This window comes from Methylobacterium oryzihabitans (assembly GCF_004004555.2).
GTDB classification, from domain to species: domain Bacteria; phylum Pseudomonadota; class Alphaproteobacteria; order Rhizobiales; family Beijerinckiaceae; genus Methylobacterium; species Methylobacterium oryzihabitans.
In genome coordinates, this window is the sequence record NZ_SACP01000019.1 from 57,708 (window position 1) to 74,182 (window position 16,475).

Annotated in this window: 11 protein-coding genes; 6 read left to right on the forward strand and 5 right to left on the reverse strand. The window is 70.7% G+C overall.

All coding sequences use genetic code 11. From position 1 onward, the window contains the following. Positions 1–8 precede the first annotated feature (8 nt). Entirely contained in the window at positions 9–1,223 is a 1,215-nt protein-coding gene (nhaA, locus tag EOE48_RS18645) for a Na+/H+ antiporter NhaA (protein WP_127731907.1), read from the forward strand. Positions 1,224–1,284: 61 nt separating this feature from the next. On the opposite strand, the gene EOE48_RS18650 is transcribed toward nhaA, so the two are convergent. Further along, a complete protein-coding gene (locus EOE48_RS18650) occupies positions 1,285–1,623 on the reverse strand; it encodes a helix-turn-helix domain-containing protein (RefSeq protein ID WP_127731909.1) in 339 nt (112 codons plus the stop codon). 105 nt (positions 1,624–1,728) lie between these two features. On the opposite strand from EOE48_RS18650, the gene EOE48_RS18655 reads away from it, so the two are divergent. Beyond that, positions 1,729–2,475, forward strand: coding sequence for a glucose 1-dehydrogenase (locus EOE48_RS18655; protein ID WP_127731911.1), 747 nt, complete (start codon positions 1,729–1,731; stop codon positions 2,473–2,475). 267 nt (positions 2,476–2,742) lie between these two features. Here EOE48_RS18655 and secA read toward each other — a convergent pair whose 3' ends face one another. The 3 genes from secA to EOE48_RS18670 form a co-directional block, all read right to left on the reverse strand. Beyond that, positions 2,743–5,613, reverse strand: coding sequence for a preprotein translocase subunit SecA (secA, locus tag EOE48_RS18660; RefSeq protein ID WP_127731914.1), 2,871 nt, complete (start codon positions 5,611–5,613; stop codon positions 2,743–2,745). 135 nt (positions 5,614–5,748) lie between these two features. Then, positions 5,749–8,619, reverse strand: coding sequence for an inositol phosphate phosphatase SopB (locus EOE48_RS18665; RefSeq protein WP_127731916.1), 2,871 nt, complete (start codon positions 8,617–8,619; stop codon positions 5,749–5,751). A gap of 56 nt (positions 8,620–8,675) precedes the next feature. Continuing rightward, positions 8,676–9,170: a type III secretion system chaperone gene (locus EOE48_RS18670; RefSeq protein ID WP_187371468.1), complete on the reverse strand. Its 495-nt coding sequence runs from the start codon at positions 9,168–9,170 to the stop codon at positions 8,676–8,678. A gap of 225 nt (positions 9,171–9,395) precedes the next feature. Between EOE48_RS18670 and EOE48_RS18675 the strand changes: the two genes are divergently transcribed. The 3 genes from EOE48_RS18675 to EOE48_RS18685 all read left to right on the forward strand — a co-directional run bounded on the left by EOE48_RS18675 (position 9,396) and on the right by EOE48_RS18685 (position 13,594). Next, a complete protein-coding gene (locus EOE48_RS18675) occupies positions 9,396–10,625 on the forward strand; it encodes an ABC transporter substrate-binding protein (protein WP_127731920.1) in 1,230 nt (409 codons plus the stop codon). 147 nt (positions 10,626–10,772) lie between these two features. Next, positions 10,773–12,005, forward strand: a complete 1,233-nt coding sequence (locus EOE48_RS18680) for an HlyD family secretion protein (protein WP_246154584.1) — start codon at positions 10,773–10,775, stop codon at positions 12,003–12,005. After that, positions 12,002–13,594, forward strand: a complete 1,593-nt coding sequence (locus tag EOE48_RS18685; protein ID WP_127731922.1) for a DHA2 family efflux MFS transporter permease subunit — start codon at positions 12,002–12,004, stop codon at positions 13,592–13,594. The genes EOE48_RS18680 and EOE48_RS18685 overlap by 4 nt, the downstream gene beginning before the upstream one ends. A gap of 136 nt (positions 13,595–13,730) precedes the next feature. On the opposite strand, the gene EOE48_RS18690 is transcribed toward EOE48_RS18685, so the two are convergent. Beyond that, a complete protein-coding gene (locus EOE48_RS18690) occupies positions 13,731–14,816 on the reverse strand; it encodes a transglycosylase SLT domain-containing protein (RefSeq protein WP_246154585.1) in 1,086 nt (361 codons plus the stop codon). A gap of 468 nt (positions 14,817–15,284) precedes the next feature. Here EOE48_RS18690 and EOE48_RS18695 point away from each other — a divergent pair, with 468 nt between their 5' ends. Beyond that, positions 15,285–16,475 carry an inositol-3-phosphate synthase gene (locus EOE48_RS18695; RefSeq protein WP_127731926.1) on the forward strand — a complete coding sequence of 397 codons (1,191 nt, stop codon included), beginning with the start codon at positions 15,285–15,287 and terminating at the stop codon, positions 16,473–16,475.

A 16,475-nucleotide genomic window follows, 5' to 3' on the forward strand; every position in this document is an offset into this window, starting at 1 on the left:
CCGGCGCCATGATCGATTCCCCGACCCGTCCGCCGTCCCGCCGCCTGCCGCGCCCGCTCTCGGCCCTGCGCGCCTTGCTCACCAGCAGCGCCGGCGGCGGCCTCGTCCTGATGGCGAGCGCGGTGCTGGCGCTCGTCGTCGCGAACGGCCCCGCCGGCGACGCCTACGCGCACGCCCTGCACGCGTATCTCGGCCCGCTGAGCCTGCTGCACTGGATCAACGACGGGCTGATGGCGGTGTTCTTCCTGCTGGTCGGGCTGGAGATCAAGCGCGAGTTCCTCGACGGCGGGCTGCGCACCTGGCCCGACCGGGCGCTCCCGGGCATCGCGGCCCTCGGCGGCATGGTCGCCCCGGCGCTGGTCTACGTCGCGCTCAACCTCGGCACGCCCGCGACCCTGCGCGGCTGGGCGATTCCCGCCGCCACCGACATCGCCTTCGCCCTCGGGGTGCTGGCGCTGCTCGGACCGCGGGTGCCGGTGTCGCTGAAGATTTTTTTGACCGCGCTCGCGATCCTCGACGACCTCGGCGCGGTGCTCATCATCGCGGCGTTCTACACCGCCGACCTGTCCCTGCCGATGCTCGGCCTCGCGGCCGGGATCGTCGCGATGCTGGCGATCCTCAACCGCACCGGCCAGCGCAACCTCGGCCCCTACCTCGTCCTCGGCGCCGCCCTGTGGTTCGCGGTGCTCCGGTCCGGCCTGCACGCCACCGTGGCCGGGGTGGTGCTGGCGCTGGCGATCCCGCTGCGGGCGAGCCCCGGCCGGCCCGACGACGCCCACTCGCCCCTGCACCGGCTGGAGCACGCGCTCCAGCCCTGGGTCGCCTACGCGATCCTGCCGGTCTTCGGCTTCGCCAATGCCGGCGTCTCGGTGGCCGGGCTCGGCGCCGACGCCCTGCTCGCGCCGGTGACCCTCGGCGTCGCCGCCGGCCTTTTTCTCGGCAAGCAGGTCGGCGTGTTCGGCGGCGTCTGGCTCGCGGTGCGCCTCGGCCTCGCCCCGCGCCCGGCCGGGGCGTCGTGGCGGCACGTCTACGGCGTGGCGCTGCTGTGCGGCATCGGCTTCACCATGAGCCTGTTCATCGGCGGGCTCGCCTTCGCGGGGATGCCCGAACTGGAAGCCGAGACCAAGCTCGGCGTGCTCGCCGGCTCGCTGCTCTCGACGATCGCCGGGGCGCTGGTGCTGGCGGGCGCGCCGCGGCCCGGTGCCGCCACCCACCCGGCGTGAGCGGGATCGCGCCGCGCGGGCTGGTGATACGATTGTCGGAACTGATCGTCCGAAAATCGTATCACGCCGCCGGGTCCGACCGCACCGCGTAGGCGCTCATGATCGCCGCGAGCAGGCCCGGGAAGCGGGCGTCGACCTCGGCGCAGCGCGACTCGTTGCGCATCTCGACGCCGCGGCGCTCCGAGCGGATCAGCCCGGCCTCGCGCAGCACCTTGAAGTGGCTCGACAGCGAGGATTTCGGGATCACCCGGTCGCCGACCGTGGACAGCACCGTGCACGCCTCGACGCAGCCCGCCGTGGCGATGCGGGCGAAGATCGCCGCCCGGGCCGGGTCGGCCAGCGCGTGCAGGATCGCCTCCGGCCGGACGTCCTCGATCGCGGGGTGGAACAGGGGCCTCATCATCCGTCCATATGGGGCTTGAATCCCGGATCGTTAGTTCCGAAGTTCCGAACTATGGGAGCATGGCCTCGTCCGGAGGCCGACCCATGCGGAAGGTGAGCATCCATGTCAAAGCTTGATGGCAAGGTCGCGGTGGTGACCGGCGCGTCGAAGGGCATCGGCGCGGGGATCGCCCGGGCGCTGGCGCGCGAGGGCGCGGCGGTGGTGGTGAACTACGCGTCGAGCCGCGAGGGCGCCGAGGCGGTGGTGGCGGCGATCACCGCGGCCGGCGGCCGGGCGGTCGCGGTCCAGGGCGACGTCACGGTGGCGGCGCAGGCGGACGCGCTGATCGAGGCGGCGGTGCGGGAATTCGGCCGGCTCGACGTGCTGGTCAACAATTCCGGCGTCTACGCCTTCGCGCCGATCGAGGAGGTGACGGAGGAGCACTACCGCCGGCAGTTCGACGTCAACGTGCTCGGCGTGCTGCTGGCGAGCCGGGCGGCGGCGAAGCACCTGACCGAAGGCGGCAGCATCGTCACCATCTCGTCGGCCATCACCGACCTGCTGATGCCGGGCTCGGCGGTCTACAGCGCCACCAAGGGCGCGGTGAACGCGATCTCGGGCGTCCTCGCCAACGAACTGGCGCCGCGCCGGATCCGGGCCAACGTGGTCAGTCCCGGCTACGTGACCACCGAGGGCACCCACAGCGCCGGCATCGCCGGCTCGGAGATGGAGGCCGGTTTCGTCGCCGACACTCCCCTCGGCCGCGTCGGCCGGCCCGACGACATCGCCGACGTCGTGGCGTTCCTCGCCTCCGACGACGCCCGCTGGGTGACCGGCGAGGTCATCAACGCCAGCGGCGGGGTGCGCTGAGGGGCGCTCCCCGAGCCGTCAGCGCCACCCCTAAATAGCCGATTTTACTCTCGGAATTCAGGCGTGAGATCCCCTCTCCCGAGTGGGAGAGGGGTAGGGGTGAGGGTGGAGACGGTTCAGGATCCATCACGAACGGTTGAGCTGCCCAGCTCGACGCTGGTTGCTTGATCCTGAACCCGAGCCACCCTCACCCCTGTCCCCTCTCCCATTCGGGAGAGGGGGACCCGCGCCACAACGTGTCCACCGGGGAAGTGTAAGCTCTTCCCCTCACGCCTCGGCGTAGCGGCCGTGGCAGTGCTTGTACTTCTTGCCGGAGCCGCAGGGGCAGGGCTCGTTGCGGCCGACCCGACCCCAGGTCGCGGCGTCGGCGGGGTCGCGCTCCAGCACCGGCGCATCCACCGCGAGATCCTGGGCGGCGTAGCCGTAGGCGCCGCCCGCCCCGCCGACGCTGCCGGTGCCCGGCAGCGCCATCTCGTTCTCGCCCGTCGCCGGGTCGAGGTGCTGGGCGAACATCGGCGGCAGCTCGGGCTGGGCCGGCTCCTGGAACATGATCTCGACCCGCATGAGCTGGCCGGTGACCTGATCGCGCAGCGAGCCGACGAGGCCGTTGAACAGGTCGAACGCCTCCGACTTGTACTCGTTGAGCGGATCGCGCTGGGCGATGCCGCGCCAGCCGATCACCTGCCGCAGGTGGTCGAGGGTGACGAGGTGCTCGCGCCAGAGGTGGTCGAGGCTCTGGAGCAGGACCTGCTTCTCGACATAGGCCATCACCTCGGCCGAGTTGCGCTCGACCCGCTCGGCATAGGCCTCGTCCGCGGCCTTGCGCAGGCGCTCGCGGATCTCCTCGTCGGCGATGCCCTCCTCCTTGGCCCAGTCCTCGACCGGCAGGTCGAGGTTGAGGTGCTGGGTGACCTCCTCGCGCAGGCCTGCGACGTCCCAGGTCTCCGGATAGGCGTCCTCCGGGATGTGGCGCGCGACCACGTCCTCGACCACGCCGTGGCGCATCTCGTCGACGATCTCGCGCACGCTCTCCTGGGCCATGAACTCGCGGCGCTGCTCGAACACGACCTTGCGCTGGTCGTTCATGACGTTGTCGTACTTGAGCACGTTCTTGCGCATGTCGAAGTTGCGCGCCTCGACCTTCTGCTGCGCCTTGGCGATCGCCCGGTTGATCCACGGGTGGATGATCGCCTCGCCCTGCTCCAGGCCGAGCTTCTGCAGCATGCCGTCCATGCGGTCGGAGCCGAAGATCCGCATCAGGTCGTCCTGAAGCGACAGGTAGAACTTCGACCGGCCGGGATCGCCCTGGCGGCCGGAGCGGCCGCGGAGCTGGTTGTCGATGCGCCGGCTCTCGTTGCGCTCGGTGCCGATGATGTAGAGCCCGCCGGGCAGGGCGGTCTTGCGGCCGGCGGCCGGATCGGCCGGCTCGCCCGAGGCCAGCACCTTGGCGCGGTTCTGCTCGATCTCGGCCTTGATCGCACCGATCCGGGCGTCGCGGTCGGGCCCCTCCGGCATGTCGGCGAGCTCCTGCTCGATGCGCATGTCGAGGTTGCCGCCGAGCTTGATGTCGGTGCCGCGGCCGGCCATGTTGGTCGCGATGGTGATCGCGCCCGGCACGCCCGCCTCGGCCACGATGTACGCCTCCTGCTCGTGGAAGCGGGCGTTCAGCACCGCGAAGCGCTTCGTCACCCGGCCCTCGCGCGCCGCCGCGTAGACGTCCTCCAGCGCCTTCGGGTCGCTGTAGTCGAGGGGCGTGTAGCCGTGCTGGACCAGGAGCCCGGCGAGGTGCTCGGAGCGCTCGATCGAGCCGGTGCCGACCAGGACGGGCTGGTGGCGGGCATGGGCCCGGTCGATCTCCTGGATGATCGCCGCGTGCTTCTCCTCGGCGGTGCGGTAGACCTCGTCGTCCTCGTCGACGCGCTCGACCGCCTTGTTGGTCGGGATCTCGACCACGTCGAGGTTGTAGATCTCCTGGAACTCGTCGGCCTCGGTCGAGGCGGTGCCGGTCATGCCGGCGAGCTTCTTGTAGAGCCGGAAGTAGTTCTGGAAGGTGATCGAGGCGAGCGTCTGGTTCTCGGGCTGGATCGTGACCCGCTCCTTGGCCTCGAGCGCCTGATGCAGGCCCTCCGAGTAGCGCCGGCCGGGCATCATGCGGCCGGTGAACTCGTCGATGATGACGACCTCGTCGTTGCGGACGATGTAGTCCTTGTCGCGGGTGAACAGCGTGTGGGCCCGCAAGCCCTGGTTGACGTGGTGGACCAGCGTCACGTTGTGGGCGTCGTAGAGGTCGCCCTCCTTGAGGATGCCGGCCTCGCGCAGCAACTCCTCGATGTGCTCGTTGCCGGCCTCGGTCAGCGAGACCGTGCGCTGCTTCTCGTCGAGGTCGTAATCCTCGCGCACGAGGCGGGGCAGCACCACGTCGATGGCGGTGTAGAGGTCGGAGCGGTCGTCGATCGGCCCCGAGATGATGAGCGGCGTGCGCGCCTCGTCGACGAGGATCGAGTCGACCTCGTCGACGATCGCGTAGTTGTGCCCGCGCTGGACCATCTGGCCCAGCTCGTACTTCATGTTGTCGCGCAGATAGTCGAAGCCGTACTCGTTGTTGGTGCCGTAGGTGATGTCGCAGTCGTAGGCGGCCTTGCGCTCGGCGTCGTCGAGGCCGTGCACGATGATGCCGGTCGACAGGCCGAGGAAGCGGTAGACCCGGCCCATCCACTCGGCGTCGCGGCGGGCGAGGTAGTCGTTCACCGTGACGACGTGGACGCCCTTGCCCGACAGGGCGTTGAGGTAGGTGGCGAGCGTCGCGACCAGGGTCTTGCCCTCGCCGGTCTTCATCTCGGCGATGCCGCTCTCGTGCAGCACCATGCCGCCGATCATCTGGACGTCGAAGTGGCGCTGGCCGAGCACCCGCTTGGCCGCCTCGCGCACCGTGGCGAAGGCCGGGACCAGGATGTCGTCGAGCGTCTTGCCCTCGGCGAGCTGCGCCTTCAGGATCTCGGTCCGGCCCCGCAGTGCCTCGTCGCTGAGCGCCGCCAATTCGGGCTCGAGGGCGTTGATGGCCTGGACGCGGGGGCGGTAGCCCTTCACCCGGCGGTCGTTGGACGACCCGAAAATCTTCTTGGCGATGGCACCGAGCATCGTGGGGACCTGCGATCGAAACGGAACTGTGCGGCGTGCGTGCTGGCGCGCCTTATAGAGACATATAGGCGCGCGCGCATCCTCCGGCAGGCTTGGCCGGAGGATGCGCGCGGACGGTCGGATTCCGGTCGGGTGCTACTCCGAGGCGAGCTTGCCGAGGCCGGCGAGGAACTGGCGCAGCTCGGTGCCGACGTTGCGGTGCGACACCTTGGCGGCCTCCTTGCTGCCCGGCAGGCCGGTGTTGTTGGTCTGGTTCTCGAACTGGCCGGAGCGCGCCGAGACGATGCCGTAATTGGTCAGGTCGTCGTCCCGCAGCCGGGCGTTCGGCACCGCGCCGGCGAGCAGGTCGCGGTCGCGGCCGAACAGGAAGTCGCCGACCCGGGCGAGGCGCGAGCGCCGGCCGAGTTCCGCGTCGGAGGTGACCGGCCCACCCATCTCGTCGGTGATGAGCTTGTGCTTCAGCTCGACGTCGGTGACGCCGCCGCGGTCCTTGTCGCTCTTGCAGCCCTTCGACATCGTGGCGGCCTCGCCCGGCCCGCCGACGAGGCCGAGCGCCTCCTCGGCCAGGGCCTGGAGCGCCAGGATCTCGCGCCCCATCTTGGCCGGGTCGCCGTCCTCGCTCCTGTAGGCGCCGCTGACGAACAGCTCGCGCACGGTGTTGGTCTGCACCCGCATCCGCGCCTTCAGGTCGGCCTGCGCCGGGACCGCCGGGTCGAGCCGGTCGTAGACGCTGCCGACGAAGCCGCCGGGCGGCGTGCCCTGCGAGCCGAACTCCGCGAAACGGTCGAACTCCCCGGATTCCGTGTAGATCTCCTTGCCGAGGTCGCCGACGAAGCGGATCATCGCGTCGCGGTTCTCGTGGAACACGTTGTCCCACCCCCCGAGCAGCCCCGAGGCCTTGCCGGTGGCCATCGGATTGATGCCGAACGAGAACGCGATCGTGTCGACCCGCACCGGCACCGCGAGGGTCTGGCCCGGGGCGGCCGGGTCGTCCATCGCCAGGGTCACGGGGGCGCCGTTAGGCGGCGACGACACCGCCTCGAACGCCGCGAACTGAGCCCGGGTGTAGGTCAGCTCCTGGTGGTCCGGCAGCAGCCGCCGCACGCCCGGCAACTCGCGCGTCGCGGTCGGCGTGATGAGGTTCACGCTGACATGGGTGAGCGCGAGGGGGGCCGTGTTGCCCGCGGCATGGCGGGCCGCCGCCTCGGCGGCGAGGCGCGGATTCGTCACGAGGGCGGCCTCGAGCACCTCGCGGGCGCCGTTCTCGTTGGCGGCCCGGCGCGCGGCCGGATCGGCGATCTTCCACATGTCGAGGACGCCGTGGCCGATCACCCGCGCGACGGTGACCGGGGCACCGCCCGGCACGGCGCGCTTCAGTTCGCTGAGCTTCAGGTTGCGGGCATGGTCGGGGCTGTCCTTCACCGCCGAACTGACGCCGAGCCCCGCGGTCTTCTGGTTGCCGGCCGCGCCGGCGAAGCGCGGGCTGATCCCCGCGGCCGGGGTGATGACGCTGAGATACTCGCGCGTCACGCCGTCCTTCGTCACCACCATCCGGTTCTGGACCGGGGCCCATTCCTGGCAGGTGTTGAGCGCGTGCGTCCGGGCGGCGGCGAAGCTCTTGCCGCCGGCGAGCTCCTTGACGTCCTTGTCCGGCACCCCGGCGGCCTTCAGGGCCGCGGTCAGTTGCGCCTGCAGGTCGGCCTTGGTCTGGGCGGCCGGATGGGTCTTCTTGTCGACCGTGTCGCCGTTCGAGCGCATGTCGGGGCGGGCGTTCATGTAGGCGGTGCACTTGCCGGTGACGAGCGTCGCGGCGAAATCCGACAGGGCGCCATGCCCGCCCGGCGCCAGCGTGATCGAGGGATCGGCGAGCACGCCCGCGACGATGTGGTCGACCGCCTGGGCCCACAGCATGTCGGAATAGGCGACGCTCTTGTCGGAGAGCGGGTCCGCGTTGCGGACGTCGTCGACGAAGGCGAGCTTGGACAGCACCAGATCCTGCTGGTGGTGAAGTTCCGTCATCAGGTTCCCGACCAGCGCCTGCCCCGGTGCCGTGCCCGGTGCGTCCGGCGTCCCGGCGAGGGTCCCGAGGGTCTGCTCCAGGCGACCGAGCGTGACGAGCTTGTCCAGCAGCCCGGCCGTCTGGGAATCCCAGCCCTCGGGCGTGTAGGTCATCGTCCCGAGGAGCGCGCCGTTGGTCTCGACCTCGGTCAGGGCGTCGCGGAGCAGGTCGCGAAGCCCGGCGGTCTCGCCGGCGAGGGCGTGGCCGCTGCCGGTGGTGAGCTGCGCGCGCAGGGCGGTGAGGACGGCCCCCTTCTCCACCACCGGGCGGAAGTCGCCGGGATGCGCGGTCTGGTAGGCCCGCAGGCCGGGATGAGCCTCGGCGAACTGCGCCTCCTTGCGGGCGTAGAACTTGCCGACCGCCCGGTCGGCGATGGTCGCCAGCGCCGCGGCGTCGAGCCGGCGGTGGCCGAATCCCGCATCGGCGCGCACCTCGCGCAGGAAGGTCGCCTGAAGGTCGCGGTTCGCCGCGTCGGCGGCCGGCCGCAGCCCCCGGGCGAGGGCGCCGGCGAGGTTGGTGGCGCCGGCGGGCTGGCCGGCGACGAAGGCCCGCGCGGCCCTGTTGCCGTCCTTCACCAGGTCCATGCGGATGTGCTGGGCGGCGTCGAGCACCCGCCGGCAGCGCGCGCCGCTCATCGAGTTGGCGCGGGTCGCCCAGTCGTCGGGCAGGCCCGCGGCCTTCGCGGCGGCCCTGGCGACGGTCAGGCCCTCGGCCTTGATGAGCGCGTCGTAGAATTCCAGCTTGAAGGTCTGGTTGGCGCGCACGTGTTCCATCGTGCCGTGCGCGAAGCTGCCGCCGTCCCGGACCGCCCGGATCCGGTCCATCAGGCCGAGCGCCGCCCCCTTGATCGCGGCCGGCCCGTTCTGCTGCCCGGTCTGGTCGAGGACGAAGCGCGTGCCCTGGAGGCTGCGGAAATGTTCGGTGGCGAGGGGGGCCCCGACGGGCATGGGGAAACTCCGTGAAGCGGTTGGATGAGGCGGGCGGGGCGCCGGGCTCGTGTGGCTCAGACGCGGATGAAGCTCTCCGGCAGGCCGGCCTCGGGCTCCGGCGCACGGTCCTGCGGCGCGTCCGGGTCGAGCACGTCGATCGGGCCGCCCCGGTTGGCGGTCTCGAGCCGCTCGACCCAGTGCCCGACCATCGCGCGGAACCGCTCCAGCCACGCCACGGCACCGTCGGCCCGCAGCCCCGCGAGGGCGCGGCGGTCCATCAGGAAGACCGCGCCGGTCGCCGGCTCGACCGCGAAGGTGCCGCCGCCGGTGCCCTGCCAGAACAGGTTGGCCGACAGCAGCATCAGGTAGATCTGCTCGGCCCGCACCTCCTCGACCTCGGGCAGGCGGGTGAACAAGGCCACCACGTCGTCGTCCGGTTCGTACTGGAGATGCAGGACGTGATCGTCGAAGGACAGGGCGAGATACCCGTCGGCATCCGCCGCGAGGTCGGCGACCCCGGTGCGGGCGCTGACCTCGGCCACGAGGCCCTGAAACTGTTCCACCGACATCCGGCCGTCCTCACGCATCGTCGGGCCGGTGGTAGGACGGGCGCCGCGGACGCGCTGTGACGCCCGGCACACGAGACGCTGCGGCACCCGCCTTGTTTCGCCGGCGGCTGCGCCGTAAGGCCCTGCAACCGGGAGTTCCGTCCTGGCGCGCCGGGAGTTCGGTCCCGGCCGGAACGATCGCGGAGGGAGCCGTCAGCCGCTCCGCCCGCAGGGAGGAAGACGCGCATGACGAACCTTGCCCGGGCGTTCGCCCGCACCACGGCCCTCGCGGCCGGCCTCGGGCTCGCCCTCGCGGCGCAGGCTCAGGCCCCCGCCGCGATCTCCGACGGCGTCGTCAGGATCGGCATCCTCAACGACCAGTCCGGCGTCTACGCCGATTTCGGCGGCCGCGGCTCGATCGAGGCGGCGAAGCTCGCGGTGGAGGATTTCGGCGGCACGGTGCTCGGCGCGCCGATCCAACTCGTCGATGCCGACCACCAGAACAAGGCCGACATCGCCTCCAACATCGCCCGCCAGTGGTACGACACCGACAAGGTCGACATGATCACCGAGCTGACCACCTCGTCGGTGGCGCTCGCGGTCCAGGGCCTGTCGCGCGAGAAGAAGAAGATCACCATCGTGGACGGCGCCGCCACGACCGATCTGACCGGCAAGCAGTGCACGCCCTACGGCTTCCACTGGGCCTACGACACCCATGCGCTGGCGGTCGGCACCGGCGGCTCGCTGGTCGAGACCGGCGGCGACACCTGGTTCTTCCTCACCGCCGACTACGCCTTCGGGCAGGCCCTCCAGGCCGACACCAGCAAGTACGTCACCGACAAGGGCGGCAAGGTGCTGGGCGCGGTGCGCCACCCGCTCAGCGCCCAGGACTTCTCGTCGTTCCTGCTCCAGGCGCAGGGATCGGGCGCCAAGATCGTCGGGCTCGCCAATGCCGGCCTCGACACCTCGAACTCGATCAAGCAGGCGGCCGAGTTCGGCATCGTCCAGGGTGGCCAGCGCCTCGCCGCGCTGCTGTTCACCCTCGCGGAGGTCCACGGCCTCGGCCTCAAGACCGCCCAGGGCATCGTGCTGACCGAGGGCTATTACTGGGACCTCGACGATCAGGCCCGCGGCTTCGCCAAGCGCTACATGGCCCGGTTCGGCCGGATGCCGAGCATGATCCAGGCCGGCACCTATTCCTCGGTCCTGCACTACCTCAAGGCGGTGAAGGCCGCCGGCACCGACGCCACCGAGGCGGTCGCCGCCAAGATGCGCGAATTGCCGGTCGACGACTTCTTCGGTCGCGGCGGCAAGGTCCAGGCCAACGGCCGCATGGTCCACGACATGTACCTGTTCCAGGTCAAGTCGCCGGACGAGTCGAAGGGGCCGTGGGACTACTACAAGCACCTCGCCACGATTCCGGGCGACAAGGCGTTCCTGTCGGCCAAGGCCAGCGGCTGCCCGCTGACGCAGTAACGCCCCGGCACGTTTCCCGTCCGGATTTCATCCCGCATCGTCGGGAACCGGGCGGGGGGCCGATGCGTCATCCGTCCCGAGGTGGGCGCCTCGGGCCGGGGTCCTCGACCCCGGGGACTGGCCGCGACCGGCCACGGAAGTCGCATCATGTTGGACGATCAGCGGCCCGGCCGGGTGCGCGAGGGCGAACATGCCTCCGCTCCGGAGACGATGCGCGGCGACGACGGCCGCGGGCGCGCCCTGCGCGAGGGCGGCGACCGGCCGGATCCCGACGACGAACAGACCGGGGACGCCGGGACGCAGGACGCGAAGACGCGGGACGAGACCCCGCGCGACGAGGGCGGCAAGCGCCCGAGCGTGCTGCGCCGCCATCCGTGGTGGTTCGTCCTCGGCGGCCTCGTGGTCGTGGTCCTCGGCGCGCTGGGCTTCTGGTACTGGCTCGTCGCGATCCACCCCTACGAATCGACCGACGACGCCTTCGTCGACGCGCGCCAGTTCTCGGTCGCCCCGAAGGTCTCGGGCTACGTCGTCGCCGTGCCGGTGACCGACAACCGGCACGTCGAGGCCGGCACCGTGCTGTTCCAGATCGATCCGCGCGACTACCGCGTCGCCCTCGATCAGGCGAAGGCCCAGGTCGAGGCGGCGCAGGCCTCGATCCGCAACATCGACGCCCAGATCGAGGCCCAGCAGGGCAGCGTCCAGGAGGCGAGGGCCCAGGTCGAGCAGGCACAGGCGGCGCTCCGCTTCGCCGAGCAGGACGCCGCCCGCTACCAGGACCTCGCCCAGCGCGGCGCCGGCAGCGTCCAGCGTTCGCAGCAATCGACCGCCGACCTGCAGCAGCGGCAGGCCGACCTGTCGCGCGCCCGCGCCGCCGTCACCGTCGCCCAGAAGCAGATCGGCGCGCTGGAGGCGCAGCGCGCGAGCGCGGTGGCGAGCCTCGCGCAGGGCCGCGCCCAGGTCGAGCAGGCGGAGCTGAACCTCGGCTACACCACGATCACGGCGGCGCAGGCCGGCCGGGTGGTGCGCCTGACCGGCGCGGTCGGCCAGTACGCCCAGGCCGGGCAGGCGCTGTCGATGTTCGTGCCCGACGACATCTGGGTCACGGCGAACTACAAGGAGACCCAGATCACCGACATGCGGCCGGGCCAGAGCGCCGACATCCGCATCGACGCCTATCCCGACCGCACGATCACCGGCACGGTCGATTCGGTGCAGCCGGGATCGGGCACCGCCTTCAGCCTGCTGCCGGCCGAGAACGCCACCGGCAACTACGTCAAGGTGGTGCAGCGCATCCCGGTCAAGATCACGGTCGGGAACTGGCCGACCGACGTCGCGATCGGCCCCGGGATGTCGATCGTGCCGACGGTCCGGGTCCGGTGAGCGCGGCGGGGGCTCCCGACAGCGCCGCGGGCGACCACAACCCCTGGATCGTCGCGGTGGTGGTCGCGATCGCGACCTTCATGGAGGTGCTCGACACCACCATCGCCAACGTGGCGCTGCGCTACATCTCCGGCGGCCTCGCGGTCGGGCCGGACGAGGCCGCCTGGGTGGTGACGAGCTACCTCGTCGCCAACGCGATCGTCCTCACCGCGTCGAGCTTCCTCGCCAAGCGCTACGGCCGCAAGGCGTTCTTCATGGCGGCGATCGCCCTGTTCACGGTGTCGTCGGTGCTGTGCGGCTTCGCCTGGAGCCTCGAATCGCTCCTCGTGTTCCGGGTGCTCCAGGGGCTCGGCGGCGGCGGCATGGCGCCGCTGGCGCAGTCGATCCTCGCCGACTCGTTCCCGCCCGAGAAGCGGGGCCAGGCCTTCGCCCTCTACGGCGTCGCCATCGTGGTCGCGCCGGTGGTCGGGCCGACCCTCGGCGGCTGGCTCTCCGACCAGTATTCCTGGCACTGGTGCTTCCTCATCAACGCCCCGGTCGGCGTCGCGGCCCTCGGCCTCGTCTACTGGCTGGTGCAGGATCCCAAATCGGCGGTCGAGGAGCGACGCCGCCTGCGCCGCGACGGCGTGCGCTTCGACATCGTCGGCTTCCTGCTCGTCGCGACCTTCCTCGGCTCGCTCGAAGTCGTCCTCGACGAGGGCCAGCGCAAGGACTGGTTCGGCTCCCCCCTCATCGTGGTGTTCGCGGTGCTGGCGGTGGTGTCGTTCGTGGCGATGATCCCCTGGGAGCTCAACCACAGGAACCCGGTGATCGACCTGCGGCTCATCCTCCAGCGCCAGTTCGGCTCGTGCTTCCTCGTCATGCTCGCCACCGGCGCCATCCTGATCGCCACGACGCAGTTCCTGCCGCAGCTGCTCCAGGACTATTTCGGCTACACCGCCACCTGGGCCGGGCTCGCGCTGTCGCCCGGCGGGCTCGTCACCTGCGTGATGATGTTCGTCATCGGCCGGGTCTCGGCGTTCGTCCAGCCGAAATACCTTATCGCCACCGGCGCGACGATCATCGCCTTCGCCATGGTCGATCTGACCAACCTCTACGGCGACCTGAATTTCGGGTTCTTCGTCTGGTCGCGGATCTATATCGGCATCGGCCTGCCGATGATCTTCCTGTCGATCACCGCCGCGTCCTACGAGGGGATCCGCAAGGACCAGACCGATCAGGCCTCGGCGCTCATCAACGTCGCCCGCAACGTCGGCGGCTCGATGGGCGTGTCGCTCGCCCAGAACGTGCTGGCCTATCGCCAGCAGTTCCACCAGAGCCGGCTGGTCGAGCACGTCGTGCCCTCCGAGCCCGCCTATCAGCACACCCTGCGCACGGTGACCGACTTCTTTGCCACCCGCGGCGCCTCGGCGGTCGACGCCCAGGGGCAGGCCATCGCCTGGATCGGCCAGCAGGTCCGGACCCAATCGGCGTTCCTGGCCTATATCGACGTGTTCTGGACCCTCGCCCTCGTCTCGGCCTGCGCCGTGCCGCTGGCGATGATCCTCAAGAGCGTGAAGCTCGGTGGCGGGGCGCCCGCCGGACATTGAGGCGCCGGGGTGTTCGCGTCGCGGACTTTTTTTCGACGCCGCGCGGAACCCGGAAGCGGGTGGCGTGTTGTGACGCTATGCCGCCCGGCGTTCACCGCCCCGGGCCGGCGCTCATGGGGCTGCTTCGCTCGCTGCCCTAGGGAGCGAAAACGGCCGCCGTCGGCCGCATCTCGCCCGGCCGGCGCATGTCGATGCGTTCGGCGATGCCCGCGACCGACTGATAGCGGTCGAGGCGACGATCGATCATGCCGTCGAGTCTCTCGTAGACCTCGGCGATCGTCAGGCTGCGCGTCTTGCGGCCGCTGCGCTCGAAGAACAGGCTGCGATTGGCCTGGGCCGCGGCGCGGAACGCCTGCTGCGCCACCTGCCCCGGCTTCTCGGTCGTCATCTCCATGAAGCGGCCGGCGCTCGCCGCGCCGAAGAAATGCGCGAGATAGTACTCGGTGGTCTTGAGGTCGCGGCCGAGCCGCTGCTCGACCCGGGCACGGTCGCGCTTCATCATCTCGCCGGCCATCAGGCTCGCCACGTAGGGGTCGCGGCGCAGGGACAGGATGCGCTGGCGCTCACTCGGATCGGCCACCGTGAGGGTGCCGCCGCGGCGCTCGATCCGCCCCGCCTCGGCCTCCAGGCCGTGCCGCGCGCCGAAGCTGCGCACCACCTCGAACCACGTCCCGGACAGGAACTGGAACAGGCCCTCGGCCGAGGAGGTCCCGGCCCGCACCTCGGGCTGGAAGCTTGATTCCTTGTCGGCGAGCGCCATCAGGTAGACCGGGTCGACCTCGGTCTCCCGGGCGGCCCGCAGGATCGTCTCCACCAGCGGCCGGGGCACCCGGTGCTCGCCGAACACGAAGCTGTCGCTGTCGGCGTCCAGCACCGCCTCGTCGGGCGCGTCGGCCTCGCCCCGGAGGCGGGCGAGGTCCTTCTCGATCAGCGACAGGGTGCTGGGCGTCTCGGCCGGGGCCGGCAGGCCCTGCCATTCGGGGCTGAGGCCGGGCACGGCCGGGTCGCGCGGCGCCCGCAGGTCGATGCGGTCGTGCGCCTCGGCCGCCGGGGCCAAAGCATCCTCGGGCAGGGTCGCCGCGAAGGCGAGGCCGACCGCCATCATGGCCACCGCCTTGCGCGACAGGGCGGCGGCCCATCCCGTGTGCGCGGAGCGCGGGCGCCGCCGGTCGTCGTGTCTCTCCGCCGCGTGCAGCCACCGGACGGCCGCGTCCTCACTCACCGTCCCACCACCGGGCACGAGTCGGCCTGCGTCGTCGGCGCAGTGCGCCGGCTCCGGGAAAACCCCCATGTCCTCGCCTTGCTTGTCACCGCCCGGCCGGGTCGCCCCGGCCGCGCCATTGCTTCGCTCACCCGCACCTCTGGCGGCCGGCTGTGACCACAATGGGACAGCGTGGCGGTACGAAACTGGGAATTTTCGAGATCCGGCAAGCCTTTAAGATGACACACTCATGCGGGGTGGCCGTGTCCACCCCGGGCGGGGTGGCCGTGCCCACCCCGGGCGGGCGATGCGTCCGGCCAGGAAATCGCGCAAAATTTATTCGGGTTGCGGCGGAACTGGGTGCGCTGCCGTGCATTTCCTCTCGCCACGTGAGCGCGGCGTCAGAAGGGGTGGCCGAGTGCCCTTGGGTGTTCCTTTGCCCTCGCAAGCCTCCTTGTCCGCTCCACAGCCGAAGGACACTCCATTCCAATGAGCATCCAGACCGGTCGCCGCCTCGGCGTCGCGTTCGTGGGCATGGGCGGCGCCGTCGCCACCACCGCGATCGCCGGCATCGAGATGATCAAGGCAGGCTCGAACCGTCTCGATGGGCTGCCCCTTGCGGGCAAGGCGGTCGCGGGGATGACCGACTACAAGGATCTCGTCTTCGGCGGCTGGGACCTCAACGGGGACGATCTCGGCGCCGCCGCGACCGGTCACGGCGTCCTGACCCGGCAGGACATCGAGAACGGTGCCCAGGTCCTCAACACCATGAGACCGTGGCCGGCGGTCGGCAGCGCCAAGTTCTGCCGCAACATCGACGGCCAGAACCGGATCGTGGCCAAGGATCACCGCGAGGCCGTGACGGTGATCGCCGCGGACCTGAAGCGGTTCCGCGAGGAATCCGGCGTCGACGACGTCGTCGTCGTGAACCTCGCCTCGACCGAGCGCTGGCCCGACCTCGACGATCCGACCCTGAACTCGCCTGACGCCTTCGAGCGCGGCCTCGATTCGAGCGACGAGGCGATCAGCCCGGCGATGCTCTACGCCTACGCGGCGATCAAGAACGGCATTCCGTATGCCAACTTCACGCCGTCGGTCGCCGCCGACGTCCCGGCGCTCGTCGACATCGCGCGTCAGCTCAACGTCCCGGTCGCCGGCAAGGACGGCAAGACCGGCCAGACGATGATGAAGACCGTGCTCGCCCCGGCCTTCAAGTCGCGGGCGCTCCACGTCGACGGCTGGTTCTCGACCAACATCCTCGGCAACCGCGACGGCCTCGCCCTCAACGACAAGGATTCGCTCCAGTCGAAGATCAACACCAAGGGAACGGTGCTGGATTCGATCCTCGGCTACCCGGTCGAGGACCATCTCGTCCACATCCACTACTACCGCCCGCGCGGCGACGACAAGGAAGCCTGGGACAACATCGACATCACCGGCTTCCTCGGCCAGAAGATGCAGATCAAGGTCAACTTCCTCTGCAAGGACTCGATCCTGGCCGCCCCGCTGGTGATCGAGATCGCCCGCGTCCTCGACCTCGCCAAGAAGCGCGGCGACGGCGGCGTGCAGGAGCAGCTCTCGCTGTTCTTCAAGGCGCCGATGGTCAAGAACGGCCACGGTCCCGAGCACGCCTTCGGCGCGCAGGAGCGGATGCTGCTCGACTGGCTCGGCGTCCACTAG

What these genes read in the sequence shown, in the direction of transcription:
- nhaA (WP_127731907.1), top strand. Translation starts at nt 9, where the DNA reads ATGATCGATTCCCCGACCCGTCCGCCGTCCCGCCGCCTGCCGCGCCCG.
- EOE48_RS18650 (WP_127731909.1), bottom strand. Translation starts at nt 1,623, where the DNA reads ATGAGGCCCCTGTTCCACCCCGCGATCGAGGACGTCCGGCCGGAGGCG.
- EOE48_RS18655 (WP_127731911.1), top strand. Translation starts at nt 1,729, where the DNA reads ATGTCAAAGCTTGATGGCAAGGTCGCGGTGGTGACCGGCGCGTCGAAG.
- secA (WP_127731914.1), bottom strand. Translation starts at nt 5,613, where the DNA reads ATGCTCGGTGCCATCGCCAAGAAGATTTTCGGGTCGTCCAACGACCGC.
- EOE48_RS18665 (WP_127731916.1), bottom strand. Translation starts at nt 8,619, where the DNA reads ATGCCCGTCGGGGCCCCCCTCGCCACCGAACATTTCCGCAGCCTCCAG.
- EOE48_RS18670 (WP_187371468.1), bottom strand. Translation starts at nt 9,170, where the DNA reads ATGTCGGTGGAACAGTTTCAGGGCCTCGTGGCCGAGGTCAGCGCCCGC.
- EOE48_RS18675 (WP_127731920.1), top strand. Translation starts at nt 9,396, where the DNA reads ATGACGAACCTTGCCCGGGCGTTCGCCCGCACCACGGCCCTCGCGGCC.
- EOE48_RS18680 (WP_246154584.1), top strand. Translation starts at nt 10,773, where the DNA reads ATGTTGGACGATCAGCGGCCCGGCCGGGTGCGCGAGGGCGAACATGCC.
- EOE48_RS18695 (WP_127731926.1), top strand. Translation starts at nt 15,285, where the DNA reads ATGAGCATCCAGACCGGTCGCCGCCTCGGCGTCGCGTTCGTGGGCATG.